Here is a 20915-nt window from a genome sequence, read left to right as displayed (position 1 = left end):
TCGCAAGTCAGCCCTTTACGCCCCCCAAGGAGATTCCGTTAATGACTTGCTTTTGCAGGGCAATGAACACGATGACCAATGGGATGATCGCCGAAACGGCTGCCGTCATCATAATCGCATAGTTGTTCGAATAATCATCTCGGAACAGTGTCATACCGAGTGGGATAGTGTACAGATTCTTGTTTAGCAAGAAGATCAGCGGATTCTGGTAGTCATTCCAGGTCCAGATAAATTTAATGATCGCCACGGTAGCGAGCACCGGCTTGCAGAGCGGAACAATGATAGACCAGAATATCCGCAAATGGCCTGCACCATCAATTCGCGCCGCTTCAATATATTCGTCGCTGATACCAATCATAAATTGCCGCAGCAAGAACGTGAAGTAGATGGAGAACATACTCATTAATACGATAGCAGCATGAGTATCATAGAGGCCGAACCAACGAATCAGCAGAAAACGCGGAATCAGCGTGGCCTGGTCAGGAATAATCATGAATGACAGCAGCGCCAGAAAGACCATATTCCGTCCTTTAAACTTGATTTTGGTCAAGGCATACGCCGACATAGATGAAATGATCAGTGTGATGCAGGTTGTAATAATCGCAACTTTAAAGGAGTTTAAATAGAAATGGGAGAAAGGTACCCGTCCCATCCAAACCATCTTGAAATTATACGCTACATTGATCTTCTCGGGAATCCATTGGATCGGGAAGCGCATTACATCTTTTTCATATTTGAAGGCTGCGGAAATCATCCAGATCAGCGGAATAAGAAATACAATGGACAAAGCCCCCATGATGCAGGTAGTGATCACTCTGGACATATTTTTTCTAATCAGTTGCATATTAATCTCCCCCCTTTATTCTTCATTTCTCATTTTCCAAGTGGCCGCGGTAATCAAGCCGATAACAGCGAATAGCAGCCAGGAAATTGCAGAAGCGTAGCCCATGTTGTAGTATTTGAATCCTTCCTCATAGATCCTGAACACAAGCACGGTAGAAGAATTATTCGGACCGCCTTCGGTCAAAAAGGCGATGATGTCGAACACCTTAAACGAGCCAATCAGCATGGTAATAAGCAGGAAAAATGTGGTCGGACGCAGCATCGGAACTGTGATGGCAAAGAATTTTTTCAACGCGCTGGCGCCATCTATTTCGGCGGCTTCGTAGATTTCATCGGAAATATTCGTCAAGCCAGCCATATAGATAATTATGGTGTAGCCAAGACTCGCCCAAGAACTGATAATAGCAATGGATAACAGTGAGGTCTTTGGATCAACTAGCCATTTCGGAGGGCTGGAAATTCCAAACTCCATCAGCAACTGATTGATCGGCCCAAGAGACGGATGGAACAATGCACTCCATACGGCAGCTATCGCAATAATCGAAGAAATATAAGGAATAAAGAAAGCCACTTTAAAATAATTTTTGAGGAACACACTGTTTTGAATCAATGCCGCGAGCACCAGCGCAATCGCAATCGGTATCGGCACGGTCATAATCATATAAAAAGCATTGTTCTTCAAAGCTTGAATGATACTCGGATCATGGAACATTTTGATATAGTTATCCAATCCGATGAACTCGATTCCTTTGACTCCCGACAATAGATCCCATTTCGAGAAGCTCAAATAAAGTGAGAATCCAAGCGCAAATACATTAAGAAAAAGCATCCCGACAATTTCCGGTGCCAAAAACAGCCACCCGGTTAAAGCCTCTTTCCGTTGCGGAGTCCAGAATTTCCGCTTCTCTTGCAGAATTTTTGGCACAGGTTGTTTTGCAGCCTCCACGTTGTATCACCTCGACAATTTGATTTGTCATTATAGTAATACATCCGCCTTCCGCAAGAAGGAGTGATTATGACCCGGAATGTGCAAGATTTTGACCTTTGTCCGCCGACAACAAAAAACCGCCCTAGAGGGGCGGCGAGTCTGTTCATATCATTAACAATTGTGCTTCTCAGCGTACCGAATGTTTGGATTTATATTCGCTTGGCGTTGTTCCTACATATTTTTTGAACACTTTTGAAAAATAGGTTCTGTCCGAATATCCCAGGCCGACGGCCAGCGACTCCAGGTTCTGGCTGGAGATTTTCAGCATTTTGGTAGCGACCTTCATCTTGTGCTGATGTACATAGTCCGTAAAGGTCAGGCCAGTCATGCGCTTGAAATAACGCGAAAAATAGCTTGGATCCAGAAACAGATAACGTGCCATATCAATTGAGGTGATATTATCGCCAAGATGCTGGTCGATATACTGCTGGATAAGCTGCAGCTTGGGCTCCTGCGGAGAAGCTCCTGTCACCTGCTGCTTGCTGCCTGTAATCTGTACAAGCTTTCTTTCCACCAGTTCCATCGTATCTTCAAGTGTGCGGGTCTGCACGAGATAGACGAACAGATCCTCATCGAACATCAGGCTTGTAAACATTAACTCGATGCCGCGGAGCATAAAGGATAAATCCCGGGCGAAATCGCCTGGATGAATAGACATTGCTTTTGCAGTCCTAGCGATTTCCTGTAAAGTGCCACGGATGGCTTCAAGGTCTTTTTTAATCACGGCCCGTTCCATCTGCGGGATATAGCTGTCCAGAAATCCTTGGGGAGCAGGCTGGAAACGTGGAGAAGCGATTTGCAAAGTATCCAGAACCGTGTAATCCGCACTTGCATAGAACTCGCATTTGTCCTGAACAATCTGCCGATGGATCTGGCCAATCGCCTGTAGCTCCATTTTCTCTGTGACGGCAATAATGCCCGGTTGAATCTTAAGAAGATGGGAGCATTCAGAACACAGCCGCTGTAAATAATCGTGAAAATGAAGACTGGCATTCTGCGCCAGATTCACACGATAATTATATAAAATCACAATATTCTTTTGCTCCAAGAAAGGCGTAATCCCTTCACACGTTTCGGACAATTCCAAGGCTATATTGTAAATAGCATATAAAATAAGTGGATACTCACTCTGCTTGTATCGCTTGTCGAAGCTGGAAAAATGAATACTGACCGTGCCCAGCATAAACCACGGATACGTCCAGGATATGCCGATTTGCGCCGCATAGGCCAGTGTGGTTTCAGGCGGAGCACCGCCAATCACCCTTTGGAGCAGGTTCTGCCGGAAGAGCTGGCTGTTGTAGCCTGTCTCCCCATGGCTGATCAACCCGATCTTCGACTTAAGCAAGTGTATGGACTTGGCAAGGCTTTTCTCCAGTTGCTCTTCTGTAAGCTGGTCCTTGATTAAATAATCATCCACTTTCAGCTTTACCGCTTGCTGAGCATAATGGAAATCCTCATGACAGGTCAGGAAAATAATTCTGACCTCCGGCTTCATGCGGGTGAAGCAATCGGCTAGCTCAATCCCGTTCTTTTGCGGCAAACCAATATCCGTGATCACAATGTCAGGCTGCACTTCCTCAAACATTAATAACGCCTTGGCACTGGAATAGGTGCTGCCGACAATCTGCAAGCTATGTGCCTCCCAGTCAATCATCTGCTGAAGCACTTTGAGCATAGGAACATCATCGTCTATGAGCATCACTTTATACATCAATATCCCTCTCTCTCTGACAGATTAACCTGATGATTGCCTTGCGGCAAATACAGAGAAACGGAAACCCCACCCTGCGGCAGATTATGCAGCGACAAGCGGGTATCCTGACCATAGGTCAGCCTCAGCCTTTGAACCACGTTAATTAAACCGACCCTTTGATAAGCTTCATCCTGTTCATCGTCCTTATACAGTAACCTGCGGTTCAGGCCCGCCAGAACTTCAGCCCCTGCACCGCAGCCATTATCTTCAACTTCAATCATGATCCCATCAGGGACCGTTCGCGAGCGAACGACAATACGCGGTGCCGGGTGGTCAACCAATCCGTGGACGATTGCATTTTCTACAAGGGGCTGCAAAATTAGCTTAGGGACGATGAGCTTCTCTGTATCCTTTTCCAGATCGACCTCCAGTTCAAGAGGGATTTCGTTGCGGATCTTCATAATATCGATATAATGGCCAAGCAGTTTGCATTCTTCCCGCAAGGTAGCCGGTTCATTGACCTTCAAATAGGCCCGGAGCAGACTCATTAATGAATCGATGATCCCGCTATGCAGCTTATCTTTGGCCAAAATAAGGCTACATTTAATCGAATTCAACGTGTTGATCAAAAAGTGGGGGCGAATCTGCATAAACAGCGCCTCCAGCTCCATCACCCGCTTCTGTTCCTGCTCCAGCTCGATGTCGTGAATCAGTCCTTGCAGCTGGTCCAGCATAGTATTCAACGTCTGCCCCAGCTCAGCGATTTCATCCTTGCCCTTGACCTCCAGCCTGACATCAAGATTCCCCATCCCGAACTGGCGCACAACGCGCTGCAGCTTCATGATCGGACTATGCAATCTTTTGGCAATCAGCATGGAGGTAGCCGAAAAGACAATAAATAAGAGGAGTACCAAGCCAATGCCACTATAAAACGTCCGCGAGATCTGGCCCGACCATTCTTTCTCCGAAGCTTCATAGATCAGCTGCCAATTGGATTTGTCGATAGCTCTGGCTGTACGAACGCTTCCTCTCGCTTCCTTGCCTTCTGGAGCCAATTCTGAGTTCCCAGCGATCAAGCCTCCTCCAGAATCAAATAACGCAACCTTGCCAAATTCGACGGGTCCGAGCAATTTATTGAAATAGGATTCAGGAATTGAGATAAGCAGCACGGACACCTGCCGTTTCTCCCGGCTGTCATAGATTACTCTGGCAATATAATAGCTGCTGCTTTTACCGGAACCGCTGTCAGCCATCCCAAGCCATTGCAAGGTCTCCGGTTCGTGGATATTGACACGGCTCATCAGCTTGTCCAGGTTAGCATTGATTACAGATAAATTCTCCGTCCCAGAGGAGATCACAAAGTGTTTCCGGTTGACCAAATACATGCGGATATTATTATTCAACGGCTTAGAGTTGATGAGCGAAAACACATCTTGAATTTGCGTAAAATGTACGTAATCCTGATAGCTATTTAGCCGCTCAGTATCCGCAAATGACTTCAGATTAGCGCGGAAATTGGTATCGTTTACAATAAAATGGGAAGCGAACGTCACATCATCAATAGTTTTATTTAGTTCGTCAATCATAACGTTCAGGAAGTTATCGTTGCTGAGCTGCAGCTTCTCTACCATCGTATCCCGGATGAGCACGAAGGAGATGATCGATACTGCAATCAGCGGGATAAAAATCAGCAAAAGAAATGAAACCTGGATACGTCTATAGTAAGTGAATTTGAACATGTTTTCTCCGCGCCTCTCTCATGCTCTTTTCTTTTATTCTATCAGCCCGTTGTCCAGTATCATACATTATCTGATTACCGTGACTTTCTTTTGACCGTCTGCAGAAACCATAAGCACTACTTCTCCAAAAATTTGTACGCCTTCCACTACATAGGAATCTAAATGACTGGATGGAATCTCGTGGCTGATCACGATAATATGCTCCTCATTCCTTTCGGGGAGGATGATGCGGCAGGCCTCCGCCTGTGCAGCAGCCACCGGTTCACCCGTATGGCGGTAAATCGGCACTTGTTCGACCAGCGGACAGAACAACTCACCCGCAGACTGCGGGTACAGCACCTGCATGATCGAGACCGTTCCTTTCCCCTTTCGGGAGTACACAGCATACTGATTGGGTTCCAGCAGATTATATTCGCGGGAGATTACCCCAGCATCAACCCTGCCCTGAAGACCATCAACATGAACAGGAAGGATACAAAGATTGGCTTCCCGCTCATTTTTGGTACGGCATATTAGCGTTCCATCTTCCATCTGAACCGTTCCGGGTGCAAAATGAAAATGCTGGGAAAATGTATGCTCCTGCCGGGAACTGAAGCTGTCCACCAGAAGCCAGTAAAAAGGCTTAATAAATAGGATCCTCCTTAACGGGTAGACCGGATCATCCCAATGACGGTAGCCGTCGTGGCTGCCCTCTACATAATCAAAGTCCGGATGGCTGATCCATTGGCAGCCCGTTGGCTTCGCAATCTGAGAGAAGGACCATGTATCCGTGATTTCGGTAAATCCAATTCCGTCGACAGTGGTCGTATTATGGGCAGCGCTTTCTTTTAGCGCTTTTCTAAGTGGTGTATGATCACTATAGTTGTATCTGCCAAGATCGGTAAGCAGATCCCGCCCATAGGCATACAGATCGAAATGTAGCAGATCCGCGTGCCCATGTCCACCCCCAAGCGGTCCGCAGTGAAAATATAGGTACAAATCCTGCTCGTCCCAGCCCGTTCGCATCACATAATGGCCGGAATGTGCATAGGCGTGTGACAAGTTTGGCGGTAGCTCCGCAGTCAGCCGCTCGTAGCTCTCAACTCCATTTATCCCAAACAACCAGGCATTGTCATAATCCATTTGATCGTATCCGCCAAAGCGGAGTACAGCATCCTGAAATAACCAGCCCGCATAAGTCAAAAGCGAACGGATATCGCTGTCATCACTATCGCCAAGCATCGGCTGCCGGTGATTCGGCTTGGCCCAATACAATGAAGCGACAGCCATTTGCTGAACCTTTCGCTGAAATTCTTCCTGAAGCTCCAGTCCGTTCAATCGGGCTAAGTGGATGCAGTCGAGAAAACATACCAAAACCTCATGGTGATAGGTGGGAGATTGCTCCCAGTGGATGCCGTCCGCCATAATCTGAATTCGCGCCGTCTCTCCCAATCTCTCCTCACTGAGCTGTCGCCAGTTATTGGCGCTAGTGAACTCAGGGAAGTAGAGCGCAGTTTGGAACAAACCACAAGTCTCCAACACCCCCCAGTTGCTGATCTTCTTCCAGCCCGTAAACGATAAAGCTAAATATTGGCCGTGTTCATGCAGAGATATCATCACTTTGGCCAGCAGCGTCGGTGTGAGCAGCGGACTATCCTGTATATAAGACAGTGCTTTAATCCAGTTAGCACAACGAAGGCCCGCTTCAATTGTACGCCATGTCAGCGTATCATTCGCAGGCTTGTCTGGAACGGGGTTACGGTCTATCCAATCTTCAAGCTGGCAGCAAAATACTCTCGCATAAACCTCTTTACCTGTTATCGCATACGCTTGTCCTAATGCCACCCAGTAGCGGTGGCGATTCAGCATATAAGCCCATTCTACATCCTTGTCCGGAACATGACGCCAGTCAATTTCTTCCTCAAAGGTAACCGGAATGCGGCTGCGCTCCATATCCCAGGGAAAACGAAAGAGAAACGTCTGTTCCACAACTTCATCCGCTGTCTTCATTACAGCTTCCAGCTCGTCTGCACAATAAAGCCGTACATAGTCAATAAGCTGCTTCCGGTTATCCTCTTTCCGCCAGCCCGGCGTGCTCCGTCGGGTCAAATACCGATGTAATTCAGTCAGCGCATCGTCCTGCCGCGCTTGGCTGAGCGCATTCTTCACTAGAGCTAAAGCGGGCAACTCAAGGTTGAGCAGCGCAAAGACGGCATAGGGGGAGATTTGTCTGACATCAGCGTTCATACCAGTACCCCTTGTTGCCTTTTTGCAGCCGCATCAATGCTTCAAGATAGAAATAATCTCCCCAGATCATGAAGTCATCTGGAGACAGATCGCCGCGCACATGGTAAGAACCATGCTTCAGCAGCCCCTCCGCCTCTTCACCGAGCGTGGAATAGTTCTGCACAAGCGAAGTCATCGACTGCACTAATCCCTGCTGAAAATAAGCCCGCTCCGAATCCTCCCCATCCATTAGCTCCAGCAGTTCCTGTAGTCCGGCTGCTACTATTGCTGAGGCCGAGCTATCCCGGTAAGTATCCGGAGATACCGGAGCATTAAAATCCCAGTAAGCGACATGATCCTGCGGCAAATGCTCCAGAAAATAGCGGGCCATCCGCTTGGACGTTTCCAAATACAACGGATCTTTGGTATAGCGGTAGGATAACGCAAAACCGTAAACACCCCAAGCCTGCCCGCGCGTCCAGGTCGATCCGTTAGTATAACCCTGGTGTGTGGCGCCGCCAATCGGCTCTCCGGTCTTCGGGTCGAAGAAAAACGTATGGTAAGAGCTGTCATCTCCCCGTACCAGATACCGTCTCGTTTTCTCCGCCTGCAAGACCGCCACCTCCCTGTATACGGAATCACCGGTCTGTTCTTCTGCCCAATACAAAAGGGGAAGATTTAACAGACAATCAATAATGATCCGCCCGCCTTCCTGAGCATCCCCCTCCGGTCCCCATGCCTGAATAAAACCGCCAGCTGTACGCCAGCGCTTCAGCAGCAGGTCTGCCGCCTGCAATGTCAGTTGACGCGCAGATTCGTCTTTATCTATAATCCACTGGGCTTTAGAGGATAACGAATACAGGAAGCCAATGTCGTGATGATCAAGCACGGTCTTTGCCGCGAAACGGCGGCGGAAATCTTCTACGGTATGGGATGCCGCAATACGGAAGCTGTCATCCCGCGTATATTCATAACACAACCACAACATGCCGCTCCAAAATCCGTTAGTCCAGTCGTCGTTGTTATTGAGCTGATAAGTTCCATTCCTGCTGACATGAGGGAAACTGCCCCCGAACCGGTCTATGTTCTTACGTACCTTCTCTATCGCATCTTCAATCGCACTGCTCCACATAAGTTCCTTGCTCCCTTCAGGCTCTTCGTTTCTTACGTTTCATGATAAGGAGAGTGAACAGGATCTAATAGGGGCGATTTTTGCTTTGATGTGCATTATTTTGACTTTTGAATGACGTGAAGTACTGTAAATTTACTTTCCAATCATAGGCATCAAATCAATATAGTAACAAAAGGTATAACTGTTTATGGGAAAATACGTTAAAATCAGAGAGTGACTTACATCTTTCATTCTTTTTTAGAAACGGAGTGTCCTATTAATGAAAAAGCTAGGTGCATTATTTTTATCCATTTTCATGGTTATGTCTGTCTTTACCACTGCGCATGCTGCTGAAAAGCCTGTCGGTGTATGGATTGATGGAACCGAAATAAAGTTAGGCAATTCTAACCCTGTTGTAGAAAAAGGAACGACCCTAGTTCCTATGCGTCCCCTGCTAGAGAAGCTTAATGTAAATATTAATTGGAATAAAAAAACCCAAACCGTAACAGGGACCAAAAATGGACTGGCCCTCTCACTGACCATTGGCAGCACAACCGCAACGGTAAACGGGGAGAAGAAAAAACTAGAGGTGGCTCCTAAAACCATCAACAATGTCACCTATGTTCCTGTCCGCTTTATAGGAGAAACGATCGGCTATAAGGTGGAGTGGAGTCCAGCGCTGCGCACCATCACTTTTGTGGCCAATGCTCAAGCTGCCGGAAGCACCGGATTCTTATGGAAAGTGGAGAACAACGGCAACACCGTCTATCTGCTTGGTTCTATCCATGTGGCTAACGACAAAATGTACCCGCTGCGTCCGGAGATTGAAGCTGCCTTTGAAGCCTCGCAATATTTAGGTGTCGAAGTAGATATCTCTAAGATTGATCAAGCTGAGATCCAAAAGTTTATTTTGGAAAAAGGCTCTTATACAGATGGAACCAAGCTCAAGGATCATGTATCCGCAGATACCTATAACAAAGTGACTCAACTGCTAAAAGCAAATGGTCTGGCGGAAAATGCATTCGATTCCTTCAAACCGTGGGTCGTTACCCAAGGTGTCTCAAGTCTACAGATGCAAGTTACAAGTTATACGGCGGATACCGGCATTGATTTATATTTTTTACAAAAAGCAGGCAAGCTGAACAAACCTATTATTGAACTGGAAAACACACAATTGCAGCTGAATATGTTCGACCAGTTCTCAGATGGATTGCAAGAAAAGCTTCTTGTCGACACACTCGGCAGCCTCAATCAAACGGACAATACTTCCACAGCAGCTTCACTGGATGCACTATCCCAAATGTGGATGCAAGGTGATGAGCAGTCGCTCGTAGCGATGACAAAAGCGGTCGCGCAAGAGCCAGAGTATTATAAAGGCCTGGTTTCGGATCGTAACGTCAACATGGTGAAGCATGTAAAAGAATATTTGAATAGTGATAAAAAAGCGACTTACCTTGTCGTCGTTGGCGCGCTGCATATGCTCGGTGACGATGGTATCGTGACCCAATTGCAAAAAGATGGCTTTAACATCGTCAAACAATAATTGTTTTAGCTAAAATAAACAAGGCTGTCTCTTAGTCATCTACGATGATTTTGGAGACAGCCTTTTATTTTACTTTTTTAGCTCAATCTAAAAGTAGAAGTTGGCTTAACGTGCGGACAGAGCGGAGGGCCCTCCGGGATTCTGGAGAAACGCACCCTCCGAACCCCAAGCCGCTTGTTCATAAACGGGCTACTACAATTTTATTAACTGATCTACCTTAACTGGAAGTCCAGTAGCTATTGAACGATTTGCCGCAATCCCGGTCATAATAGACAACGCCCCGTCCACATGGGAAGCCGCACGATTAAAGCGATCCTCCAGCGGACGTTCAAAAATATCACGCAGCATCACAGGATCTCCGCCCCCGTGCCCCCCAACTCCTTCTTCTATCTCCACTTCGTAAGGCGCTGCGAAATGAGGGAAGACCGTGATCCGCTTGTCTTTTAACGCCCCTTCATCTTCCTTGTTTCCTCCGGCATTTACATAAGACTGTTCGACGACCTTTACTTCCATCCGCCCCTTCGTTCCATTAAATACTACAATGAAGCCCTCCCAAGGCAGATAAGCATTAAGTGAATAATTCATAATCGTCTTATTTTTGTATTTGACCATAACCGCCATCGTATCCTCAATACTGATATTATCACCGAACACACTTTGGTCTCGCAGGTAACCATCCTCACGCTCCGTATCCAGATACATCTGCTTTAACTGCTCATTATCTTTAAGATGCAGGGCAAACGGATCATTTTCCGCCGCACTGCTACCATGAGCACGCTGATAAAACTCAGTCACCCCGCGCTTCTCCGCGTTTTCTCTGCCATAAAATCTTAGATCACCCATCGCATAAACCGTATCTGGGCGCGAACCCAGCCAGAAATTCATCAAATCGAAATGATGTGTGGATTTATGAACCAACAGACCACCGCTGTTCCGTTTATCACGATGCCATCTGCGGAAGTAATCCGCCCCATGCTGCGTATTTAGCAGCCACTCGAAGTTGACGGAAAGCACTTCTCCAATCGCGCCGTCCATAATAAGTTCACGGATTTTGGTGTTGTGTGGTGCATAGCGGTAATTGAAGGTCACACGCAGCTTTTTCCCAGTCCGCTCAATCGCTTCAAGAATTTCCTGACATTTCTCTTCATCCACTGTCATCGGTTTCTCCGAAATAACATCGCAGCCAAGCTCCATCGCCCGGATAATGTAACGATGATGCGTGCGGTCAATACTCGTGACAATAACCGTGTCAGGTTTGGTTTCCTCAATCATACGGTCAAACTCATGAGCTTTATAGGTAGGAACCGCTTGATATTTATATTTTTCCTCCAGCAAACGGTTCGCATAATCCATTCTTGCTCCATTCACATCGCAAAAGCCTACAATTTCAGAGGTTTCACGATAATTCGTGGTGATCTCACCATAAAAAAACTCCGCTCGGCCGCCAGTTCCTACGAAAGCATATTTCTTGTTGGACATCAGGATCACTCCATCACTTATTGATTTAAAAACGTTTTCTTCTTATAGTGTATAGTATAAAATACATCTGAATCTAAGCAATTATTAGCAGAAACAATAAAAACTTTGCATATATTATCCTCATTATCAGAAAGGAGCAGATTTAGCATGGAACAGGAGCCTCAGCCTCCTTTTATGATTGAGCAAATAAAAAGAGCCGGTCCATTCAGCATGGATTCCGACCATTATCACGATACTTATGAAATCTATTATTTACTCGCCGGGGAACGCAGTTATTACATTAATAACCTGATCTACACCTTGCGTAAAGGTGATCTGATTTTTATTAACAAGAACGAGCTCCATCGTACCACGTCTAAAGGCTCTGCAAGCCATGAACGGATCTTAATTAACTTTGAGGAAAGCTTTCTGCAAAAGACATTGGCGCACTTCGAGCTGCATTTTCCATTTATGGCTACACAAAGCTTGCTTTTGCGGCCCGGAGTACATGAACAGGGGGCCATTGAATATCTTCTTTTCAGCATGCTAAAAGAACAAACAGAACCACGGACACAGCAAATTCCCTATCTTCAAACGCTGCTCATCCAACTATTTATTGAAATGAACAGAATACAGGAAATAAGCCGCGAGCCCATTGCCCCTGAGAGCAGTGAGAAGCAGCTAAAAGTCTACGAAATTATCGATTTTTTACAAACACATTATGCTGAAAAGCTTACATTGGAGCGGCTATCTGAGACTTTTTTCATCAGCAGCACCTATCTCTGCCGTGTGTTCAAGCAGACGACTGGCTTCACCATCGTAGAATATCTAAACTACATTCGGATCAAGGAAGCCCAACGTCTCTTGCAGAGCACCAACGCTAAAGTTACGAACATCGCCGAGGATACCGGCTTTGACAGCATCGCCCACTTCGGGCGTGTGTTTAAACAAATCGTTAAACGTTCGCCCTTGCAATATCGCAAGCAAAACCGCTGATCCACAGCTAGAAATCACAACCGATTCTCTATGTAGCCGCTCCGTCGCCCGGAAGGATACATGTGAAATGTTGTCGGCATATGGGGGCATCGGGGGCATCAGGAGCATCGGGAGCATCTGGCATCTGGCATCTGGCATCTGGCATCTGGCATCTGGCATCTGGCATCTGGAGTATCTGGGGCATCTGAGCAACAACAATACCCCGTCACTAGATTATCTTTTCGCGCGAACAAAGTTCATGAGGCTATCGGACCCAGTGGACCTTATTCGCAGCATAATCGCTATTTTGGGATTTTATCGGACCCCATAGTCGCTATTGGCATAAAAAGCTACCTATATTGGCCGTTTTCGAAGCAATAACGTCACTGGAGTCCGAAAATGGCCCCAAAAGGCGATAAATCTGCAAATAACGTCATCTGAGTCCGCATAACTTTGTCTAGCAGGAGTAATCGGCGGTTTCGGGGGGGGCCGGGGGTTTAGGTAGCACTGTAACGCATAACAAAGAGCAGCGATCCCCACTAATGGAGTATCGCTGCTCAGCTGGCATTTTGTGATTAATACGGTCATCTCATTCCTCATCATGCCATTCATTTTGCTTCGTTATGTGATTTCATTTCCAAATCTCGTACGAGCCTGTGAACCTCAATTCCGGCCAGCAACACGATGCCAATCCCATGTGTATCGTTTAATTGCCAGGTCAATTCATCTTTATAATACAGTTTATTAAACGAATAACCCGAACCGCGGCAGACACCGTAAACATTGCCTTGTTTGTCAATACAATGACGGGTTAAGCCGCTCCAGCCGTTGATTGCAGAGGTTACGTATGAGTCTGGTTCCAGCAGCCAACCGCAGCGTACGCCTCTAGCAAAAGCGTAAATAAACATAGAGGTACAAGAAGCCTCCGCGTAGGACTCAGGATCCGTCAACACTTGATGCCATAGGCCCCGCTCATCTTGCAGCTTAAGATAGCCTTTACTAAGCTCGCGGAAATAATCAAGCAAATCAGCTCGCAACGGATGTTGCTCAGGCATAACTTCAAGCAGCTCAGTCAGCGAGAAAATCACCCAACCATTACCTCTGCCCCAAGGCACGCCATTGGGTTTATTAAACTTATAATCATACACATGATGCATAATGCCAAGCTCCGGCTGGAACAGCCGCTCCTTGTAATGTAAAAACTGCACCGCCGCATCATCAAGATAAGCCGCATTTCCGGTCATTTCATAATATTTGCTTAGAAATGGCGTGCTCATATACAGATCATCACACCACATCGTCTGCTGCATAAAATCAACTGTGCCACTGGTCCGATACAAAGCTCCGTCAGGCAGCCTGCTCTGCACTTTAGTAATGTAATTGGCAATTTCAGCAGCAGCTTCCGGTGCGCCCTGTAGTGGACGAAGCTTATGTGCTTCCAGCATCGTTGCCCCGAAGGATCCGCAGTCGTCCAGCGAATCCATCAGCGCCAGCTGATGATTGATGCCCGGAGCGCCATAACGTCCAAGGTCCCATAAGGCATATTTATGCAGCCCTGTACATTGCTCAATATGGTGTTGTGCATATTCGGCATAATGGGGGGCCTTAAGCTCTACTCCTGTTCTCAGCAATCCGTACAGGGTTACGCCTAGAGGGTAATTCCAGCGCCCAAACATAACACTCTCCAAATAAGGCCTAACCCAGCTATTCGGTTGGTCTACACGCCAAAAGGTTACTTCATCCGCTTCCCCAAATAAAGTATCCATAGAGGTCAGTTCTAAGACTTTCGGCGCTGCCTCCTTGGTGAACAATCCAAGGTACAACCATGGATCAGTTAATCCTTCAACGGGATATGGTTGCACGAGACTACTCTGAACACCACCAGACCGTACGTCCAGTTCAAATCCCCAATTCCCCTCTCCACAGATGGACTCCACGACCAGATCATGTAGTCCATAACCAAGCTCCAGTTGGATATCAAGCATACCTTTCACGTTCTGATACTCAGCTACAAGTTTCCCATTCACATAGATAGAGATTTCAGCCATTCCACGATAGCTACCTTGCAGACGAATGTCGTCTTTCTGTAGGCTGTTAACTTCCAGCTTACACCAAGCATACGCCTTGGCTCCCAGCATTTCCCCAAATATGCGTGAACAGTTGCCAGTTGCCTGTTCCTGTGGCGACCATTGCTGTGTCGGAAACCAAACGCAGCGAGCTGTCATTTGCTCTTCAGTGAATTCAGCTTCCAGCCAAGCTGCCCAAGATGTCTGCTGGGGTCCACTATAAATCCAACCTTCACAACCGCTTAACTGCGCCGTCGGAATAAGAAAGTGTACTGGTGCACCTTTGACACTGCCCGTTCCAAAAACCCCTCCGCAACCTGTACCTGTTGCAACATACTCCAGTACCAGATGGTTCCAGCCTTTATCCATGCCCGCCCGAAAAAACGTCTTTCTGTCCGGAAACACATCATCATTTAGATTGGAGCTAAACACCAGCCGTCCATTTATGTAAACCTTAACTGGACTATAGCAACTAACTGAGAAAGGGGCATCTACCTCATTGTCACTCCACAGCTTTCCCCATACATATACGAATTGTCCTGCTGCTAGCTCCGGCAGTCGTTCTTCCAGATTCATATCGTAACGGCAGTCGCGGAGCCGGTTGAAACCACTCTGCGAATGTACCCGGTACACCGGAGGCTGCGGGGGATAGGCACCGATAAAACGGCTGGCCACAGCGGCCAGTACATTTTCGATTTTGCCCCCATTATATTTGGCAATACAATCAGGATCAGGAAAGTATTCTGTAATATAAGTACTCACTAAGCGTATCCTCCTTCACACCGTTATTTCTCCACCGGGATACAGCGTCGAGTTGTACAATCTTTTAGGCTGAGGTAACGATTTCTCAGAGGCACAGGTACTAATATCTATCCACTCGCTTGAATATACCGTTGCGGACTCATCATTATAAATTACAACCTGTTCCCTGCCACATCCCAGAAGATCGCCGTGAACGGCATAACCTTCCTCCTTGAATTCAGCTACAACCCGCATATGTCCATCGTACAAAGCAGGATATACTCCGCCTCCCCGGCGGTACGCGAGAATATAATCCGGAGAACCCGCTTGCCAGTTGCTCACGGCTTCAACTATAGTCAGCCAACCGTCGCTTGTACGTTCTTCTTTCCAAAGTTCCTTGCCATTACAGTCTAGAAGAAACAACGCATCCTTGCCCTTCAGCCCTTTGCCGTCATCTTCGCGGATCATTCGGTCCAGCCCGGCAACCTGAAGGCCAGGCAGTTCAGGCCGGAATCGGCCTAACGCCAGATGCTGTGACTCGATGGAGCCGTCATAACGCCAAAGCTCTTGTCCGTCCCGGTCATACATCACCGTTACGCTTCCGCCGACAACCAGTTCAGGATAGCCATCTCCATTCACATCACCAACCCAAATACAGTCCGCATGGTCGTCAAGATCATGGCAGCTCCATAATAAATCACCTTTAGAATCAAGCAGATCATAACCTGCCATCACTTGATCCTGTCCATTTCCATGAAGATCGTGAACCCACGGATAATGTCCTACATTGCCTTTATGCGTCCATAATAAATTGAAATCCTGATCCATGGCCCACAGTTGATGATAACGGTCCTTCAGAATGATGTCGGAAGCGTGTTCTTGCCCTGTTAGATTGGCGATGATAATACAATCATGTGCATGTTCAGCAGGTAAGTCGTATATCGACTTAACCGTTCCTGTTGAACCTTCAAGAATATGAAACCGTCCATCCATTACACATAATACTTCCAGCGCCCCATCACCATCTAAATCATAAATTTGCGCTGGATAGTCCGAGCCTTGGCTGCCAGCATCAGGATCGGGTGTGCCCACCTGCCACAGCAGCTTGCCATCCATATCAAAAGCAGTCAGGCATTGCACCTGATGGGGAATATAACGTACATCCTGGCGATTATCCGGCTGAACCAGCAGCATTTCCGCACGTCCATCCCCATTCAGATCGCCAATAAGCATTTTGCAGCGTGGACCGGCAGCGGAAATATCTACTTTTGCCAGCTGATAGACTAATTGTGTGTCCTTCGTTTTCATTAGAATCCTCCTGTCTTCTCTCTTCGATTAGATCTCCGGGAAACGGACGGTTTGTCCGCCTGCTACTTCTATAATCAAACCGTCGATTTCCAGCCAGACAGATAGCGCTCCCGGATTATATACAAAATCCCGAGCAGCGGAGAAAATAAGGGCTTCACAAGCCTTCATATAATGAACGAGTTCAATATTTGTCGCGTACCAGATTTCCTCTAGTCCTCCCACTGCTTCACAGAAGCTTTCCATCAGCTCCCAGTTATTATCGTTATCAAATTCATAACTATGGCCCCACACATACATCAGATATAAATACTGCCGTTTATGCAGCTTCACGAACTGCTCCGCATGCTCCAGCAAATGATCATTATGATGGCAAGTCCCCCGCCATTCCAGCCAATCCTCCGGCAGCCCAAAGCCGCCGCCAGTGGTCTGTACCACACGGGCATATTCCATGCCTAAATGAGGCAAAAGCTTCTTTATCTCCTTGTTAAAGGAACCGTTAGGATAAGACATTCCCCGTATCGGCACCTGGAGCAGCGTCTCAAAACACTTTCGATCCTCCATAATCTCATGGATGATTTGCTCCTGCGGACAACGGGCCATCGTCGGATGGTGTTGCGTATGAACAGATACCTCATGTCCCTGGTACAGCTCAGTTATTTCATCTGCCGCAATACGATCACCTTCACCCAGCAGGCCAGAATTGAGATGAAATGTTCCTCTAATCCCATGGCGGTTAAATAGTCTTACCAATCTTTCGTCAGCCCGTCTGCCGTCATCATAGCTCATTGTAAGCGCCTTATGTCTGCCTTCAGGGTAACAATAATAAATAATAGACATCAATCTGAAGCCTCCTTCGCATTACTGTCCAAAAACCGTCAGATTTGAGTATTCAGCCATCAGGGGTGCCATCTGTCGAAACCCAATTTTCCCGCCTGTCAGTAGCGGCCCATAGGTTTCACCATCATCTATCCATGTAAAAATCGGCAGTTCATTGATTGCAAAAGACAGCATAGGACCACGCTTTACCACTAACATCCGGTAGGGCTCAGTCATGTCGCTTACGTCCGGAAGCGGATCGGCTGCCTGCGTAACCAGATGAAAACCATAACTTTTGCGCAAATTACAGGTATGAAATTCACGTTCTTCCACCCAACGCCTGCGAAAATACGAGATATGATACGTATCTATCTGCCCGTGATGGTATTGATCATATTCACCCGTACGGCGAGCAAGCGTGGAATCAAATAAATCCTTCCCACCCTCTCCTTTGGCCGCGATAAACAAAATCGCCAACCCCGGCTCACGCAATGAGCGGAAATTCCAAGATACGGCGAGGTCTGCCGGGAACTCTTCTGGACACCAGAGAACGACATTTGCTTGTTGTCCGGCCTCGGCATGGATAGTACTCTCCAGTCTCATTCGCTGTAAAGGGAAGGAAACCGCTCCCGCTCCCTCCATCTGGAATCCAGCGATATCACTAGTTGAAGCGAGGGGATTATGGTAGATTGGTTTCCATGCTTCAGGGATCAAACCACCTATACCCGTGTCCTGCATCGGCCTAGTCATAAATCATTCCTCCCCACAATGAAGCCTTTAATTCGCGCGTTCCGGTAAAGCACTACCGATTAATTCCAAGGCAATGATCGTATTTAAAGACCACTGCGAGGCTTCATTTGTATTCATCCAATCGATCTCATTTAACTCAGTCATATAAGTGACCCGATCAGCTTCCTCCTGTAGATTCACACAACCAAACGGATTCTCCAGCAAAATCGACCAGCACCGCTCTGCCGTCGCTGGATCCTTGCGGTAATATGCTCCATATGCAGCAATGGCTACGCTGAGTACAGGATGCTCAAAACGGAGTTTTCCTGAAATCAACCCTCCTGTAAATGCGTCCTTCTCTTCTTGTGGCAAATTATAAAATACGCCGAACTCAGCCAGCATATCTTCCCAGTCCGGGTCCTCCAGCATTGCCGCCAGCTCGAACCACACCTGCGGACCTCCCATGCTAATCGCTAAATGACGCCCCCAGTTATCGTCGCCCATTCCTGACAATAGGCCAGTTGCCGGATCATAACCATATGTGGGACCAGATAATAGCCGTAAATTTGCCCTTTTGATGCAATCCATGCCTGTTATAATCTTGTCACGATAAGCGGTATCCTCGAACCGCTCCCAGCGGGTCATCCAATTAGAGCTAAAGGCCGCCCAGTCCGGACCCACCCTAACATGAGTCGGGAATTCATCCTTCGGAAAATACGCCCGCATCGGGTCCAGAGTAACTGTTGAATAATCAGCATCCTTTACACTGTCCATAATATCGCCGACCCGCTCGTCTCCGGTCAGATAATAATAGTAGCGATGCAGACCCGCCATGGCGATACGAGCCTCTTTGCAGCCGCAGCCCCAGTGGATGACATTATGCCGCGAGCCTAGTCCGGCGTATTCGCCAAAATGATATACATCTACCTCACTCGTATGCCTGGTCATAGCTTCGGCCATACGGAACACATCCGCTCTCCCGGACCGGAGAAACGTTACCCACAACCACATATTTGGCACCAGCTCGGAATTCTGCCAGGCGCAGCCACCGAGATCATAGTTCCATACATGTCTGACCGGATCGTAGCTGTGCATGAAATCTCCGTAGTCCCAAAAACCGTACCATTTGCGCTGCTCGATCTCTTCCTTGTAAAAGGAGATGATCCCGTCCAGCCGCTCTTCCAGATATGCCTTGGCTGGCGTGTTCCGATCAGGCAAACTCCAGAAACCAAAAGCACCCGCTTCATGATAATAAGTTGGTTCGCAAACCAGCAATGAAGGTTCTTCAGCTTCTGCCTGCATCCGCTGCAACAATTCATGCCCGGGAGTCTGCGCCGTACACCAGAATGTTAGCTCGCTAGTATTAGCGATACCAAATGGAGTGGCCCGTAATTCTTCTGCACCTTCATACGAGGATTCCACATGTGTTTTCGTATCATAATGCCGCAAGTCCATAGCTGCCGCATCAGGTGACCAGAACCAGACAGTAAGCGCTGCCGCGTCAGTGGCAGTGGAACCAATCTCCATTCCTGCCGGATGCTTACGCCAGAAATTCTTCATCCCGACGGCTAGCCCTCCGCCCTCTGCCCCAACATAACCAAGTCCACCTGCCCGGCGGCCTTCTGCTGCCTTGATCCAAGCGCAGCCATCCTCTGTCCGCTTCCAGATCCCATAATGCTCGGAAGAATCTTGAACCAGCCGAAAGCTGCCCCAAGTAGCGGAGTCATCCAATAAACTAAGGAAATAGGCATCCTCTTCTGGATTAAATTTCACAGCACATCCTGCTACCTGATCGAGGAATAAATCACGGTACCTACCTTTGGTTCGCCGTGTATGCAACGTCTTAGGAGACTCGCTAAACAAGCCGCTATCTCCGGCAAAACGAACATGGCGGTTGTAAAGAGGTCCACGCATCGGCACTGTGAATTCTATTCCCAATCCTTTAATAAAATCCTGCTGTGGATTACCGTCATAATGAAACGTATGAACTAATCGAATAGACTCCAGCCCAGCATAAAAATATAAACGTAACGTATAGGGAAGCCACTCACGAGCACTGTGCGAAGCTTGGTGAAGTCCATCTAGCTTCACCACTGCGCGAACAGGTCCGTCCTGTTCAAGGATGGCACTTAACGTTCGTCCTGCGAACCGCTCCTCACGTATGCTCAGGGTGCCAGCACCCTCATCTCTCTGTTCACGTATACATACAAGCTCGCCATTACTGCATACTTCGGTTCCTTCCGTGTCCGCCGGATTTCTGCGCACAATACTGCGGATAAGACCCTTCCCCTGCTTGTTAACCGTGCAAATAATAACACCTGTATCTATAATGAAAGCTTCCTCTGTTTCCTGCACAGTTAGTCGCTCAGTCACTTCCGTAGCTGGAGTCGCTTGATTTATTGTCATTGTCACTAAGGAATCCTGCTGAATATCCGAATTTCCGCTTACTGCCGAGTGCGTGGACCATTTGACGCTCCCGTCTGGCCAAAAAGCTGCTGGCCAGCTTTGCAGCGGCACATGCTTTTCGTTCTTCGGCATACTTAAGCAGAGATTCTTTAACGATTCCCTGTCGAGCGCTCCTTTTTTCCAAGGAACCCCCCAGGTAACACCCACATCAATAGCGGGCTTTTTTAGCCAATGCAGGCCAATCGGCAGAGCCGTAGGCACAACAACCATCTCCTTCATACGTTCTTCGCCGCA

15 protein-coding genes are annotated in these 20915 nt (G+C 47.5%); 3 read left to right on the top strand and 12 right to left on the bottom strand.

The window, feature by feature from the left end:
* Positions 1-7 precede the first annotated feature (7 nt).
* From MHI25_RS08025 to MHI25_RS08000, 6 genes are all read right to left on the bottom strand, one after another.
* Complete coding sequence (locus MHI25_RS08025; protein ID WP_036675652.1) at positions 8-844, bottom strand: carbohydrate ABC transporter permease; 837 nt, start codon at positions 842-844, stop codon at positions 8-10.
* Positions 845-859: 15 nt separating this feature from the next.
* The gene (locus MHI25_RS08020) at positions 860-1789 is read right to left on the bottom strand and encodes a sugar ABC transporter permease (RefSeq protein ID WP_051490863.1); all 930 of its coding nucleotides are present in this window, start codon (positions 1787-1789) and stop codon (positions 860-862) included.
* 169 nt (positions 1790-1958) lie between these two features.
* Positions 1959-3542: a response regulator gene (locus MHI25_RS08015; RefSeq protein WP_340395226.1), complete on the bottom strand. Its 1584-nt coding sequence runs from the start codon at positions 3540-3542 to the stop codon at positions 1959-1961.
* Positions 3542-5263, bottom strand: a complete 1722-nt coding sequence (locus MHI25_RS08010) for a histidine kinase (protein ID WP_340395225.1) — start codon at positions 5261-5263, stop codon at positions 3542-3544. The genes MHI25_RS08015 and MHI25_RS08010 overlap by 1 nt, the downstream gene beginning before the upstream one ends.
* Before the next feature lie 66 nt (positions 5264-5329).
* Positions 5330-7489: an alginate lyase family protein gene (locus tag MHI25_RS08005; RefSeq protein ID WP_340395224.1), complete on the bottom strand. Its 2160-nt coding sequence runs from the start codon at positions 7487-7489 to the stop codon at positions 5330-5332.
* Entirely contained in the window at positions 7479-8600 is a 1122-nt protein-coding gene (locus MHI25_RS08000; RefSeq protein WP_340395223.1) for a glycoside hydrolase family 88 protein, read from the bottom strand. Before MHI25_RS08000 ends, MHI25_RS08005 begins: the two co-directional genes overlap by 11 nt.
* 259 nt (positions 8601-8859) lie before the next feature.
* On the opposite strand from MHI25_RS08000, the gene MHI25_RS07995 reads away from it, so the two are divergent.
* On the top strand, positions 8860-10122 hold the full coding sequence (locus MHI25_RS07995) for a TraB/GumN family protein (protein WP_340395222.1): 1263 nt from the start codon (positions 8860-8862) through the stop codon (positions 10120-10122).
* 192 nt (positions 10123-10314) lie between these two features.
* On the opposite strand, the gene MHI25_RS07990 is transcribed toward MHI25_RS07995, so the two are convergent.
* On the bottom strand, positions 10315-11601 hold the full coding sequence (locus MHI25_RS07990; protein ID WP_340395221.1) for a Gfo/Idh/MocA family oxidoreductase: 1287 nt from the start codon (positions 11599-11601) through the stop codon (positions 10315-10317).
* A 147-nt stretch (positions 11602-11748) separates the two neighbouring features.
* Here MHI25_RS07990 and MHI25_RS07985 point away from each other — a divergent pair, with 147 nt between their 5' ends.
* Together MHI25_RS07985 and MHI25_RS07980 are read left to right on the top strand one after the other, a co-directional pair.
* Positions 11749-12576: an AraC family transcriptional regulator gene (locus tag MHI25_RS07985; protein WP_340395220.1), complete on the top strand. Its 828-nt coding sequence runs from the start codon at positions 11749-11751 to the stop codon at positions 12574-12576.
* A 62-nt stretch (positions 12577-12638) separates the two neighbouring features.
* Complete coding sequence (locus tag MHI25_RS07980) at positions 12639-12764, top strand: hypothetical protein (RefSeq protein WP_340395219.1); 126 nt, start codon at positions 12639-12641, stop codon at positions 12762-12764.
* A gap of 399 nt (positions 12765-13163) precedes the next feature.
* On the opposite strand, the gene MHI25_RS07975 is transcribed toward MHI25_RS07980, so the two are convergent.
* Genes MHI25_RS07975 through MHI25_RS07955 form a run of 5 tightly spaced genes read right to left on the bottom strand, consistent with a single transcriptional unit; the run spans position 13164 to position 20891 of the window.
* Positions 13164-15383 carry a glycoside hydrolase family 88 protein gene (locus tag MHI25_RS07975; RefSeq protein ID WP_340395218.1) on the bottom strand — a complete coding sequence of 740 codons (2220 nt, stop codon included), beginning with the start codon at positions 15381-15383 and terminating at the stop codon, positions 13164-13166.
* 15 nt (positions 15384-15398) lie between these two features.
* Positions 15399-16670 carry an FG-GAP repeat protein gene (locus tag MHI25_RS07970; protein ID WP_076310670.1) on the bottom strand — a complete coding sequence of 424 codons (1272 nt, stop codon included), beginning with the start codon at positions 16668-16670 and terminating at the stop codon, positions 15399-15401.
* A 27-nt stretch (positions 16671-16697) separates the two neighbouring features.
* Positions 16698-17507, bottom strand: a complete 810-nt coding sequence (locus tag MHI25_RS07965) for a polysaccharide deacetylase family protein (RefSeq protein ID WP_340395217.1) — start codon at positions 17505-17507, stop codon at positions 16698-16700.
* Positions 17508-17528: 21 nt separating this feature from the next.
* Positions 17529-18236, bottom strand: a complete 708-nt coding sequence (locus MHI25_RS07960) for a DUF1961 family protein (protein ID WP_340395216.1) — start codon at positions 18234-18236, stop codon at positions 17529-17531.
* A gap of 27 nt (positions 18237-18263) precedes the next feature.
* Positions 18264-20891: a hypothetical protein gene (locus MHI25_RS07955; protein ID WP_340395661.1), complete on the bottom strand. Its 2628-nt coding sequence runs from the start codon at positions 20889-20891 to the stop codon at positions 18264-18266.
* Positions 20892-20915 lie beyond the last annotated feature (24 nt).

This window comes from Paenibacillus sp. FSL E2-0177 (assembly GCF_037992975.1).
GTDB classification, from domain to species: Bacteria; Bacillota; Bacilli; order Paenibacillales; family Paenibacillaceae; genus Paenibacillus_AQ; species Paenibacillus_AQ odorifer.
The sequence above is the reverse complement of the archived record's forward strand: the minus strand, read 5'-3'. Positions and strand labels throughout refer to the sequence as shown.

What these genes read in the sequence shown, in the direction of transcription:
- MHI25_RS08010 (WP_340395225.1), bottom strand. Translation starts at nt 5,263, where the DNA reads ATGTTCAAATTCACTTACTATAGACGTATCCAGGTTTCATTTCTTTTG.
- MHI25_RS08000 (WP_340395223.1), bottom strand. Translation starts at nt 8,600, where the DNA reads ATGTGGAGCAGTGCGATTGAAGATGCGATAGAGAAGGTACGTAAGAAC.
- MHI25_RS07960 (WP_340395216.1), bottom strand. Translation starts at nt 18,236, where the DNA reads ATGACTAGGCCGATGCAGGACACGGGTATAGGTGGTTTGATCCCTGAA.
- MHI25_RS07970 (WP_076310670.1), bottom strand. Translation starts at nt 16,670, where the DNA reads ATGAAAACGAAGGACACACAATTAGTCTATCAGCTGGCAAAAGTAGAT.
- MHI25_RS08025 (WP_036675652.1), bottom strand. Translation starts at nt 844, where the DNA reads ATGCAACTGATTAGAAAAAATATGTCCAGAGTGATCACTACCTGCATC.
- MHI25_RS08005 (WP_340395224.1), bottom strand. Translation starts at nt 7,489, where the DNA reads ATGAACGCTGATGTCAGACAAATCTCCCCCTATGCCGTCTTTGCGCTG.
- MHI25_RS08015 (WP_340395226.1), bottom strand. Translation starts at nt 3,542, where the DNA reads ATGTATAAAGTGATGCTCATAGACGATGATGTTCCTATGCTCAAAGTG.
- MHI25_RS07965 (WP_340395217.1), bottom strand. Translation starts at nt 17,507, where the DNA reads ATGTCTATTATTTATTATTGTTACCCTGAAGGCAGACATAAGGCGCTT.
- MHI25_RS07995 (WP_340395222.1), top strand. Translation starts at nt 8,860, where the DNA reads ATGAAAAAGCTAGGTGCATTATTTTTATCCATTTTCATGGTTATGTCT.
- MHI25_RS07990 (WP_340395221.1), bottom strand. Translation starts at nt 11,601, where the DNA reads ATGTCCAACAAGAAATATGCTTTCGTAGGAACTGGCGGCCGAGCGGAG.
- MHI25_RS07985 (WP_340395220.1), top strand. Translation starts at nt 11,749, where the DNA reads ATGGAACAGGAGCCTCAGCCTCCTTTTATGATTGAGCAAATAAAAAGA.
- MHI25_RS07955 (WP_340395661.1), bottom strand. Translation starts at nt 20,891, where the DNA reads ATGGTTGTTGTGCCTACGGCTCTGCCGATTGGCCTGCATTGGCTAAAA.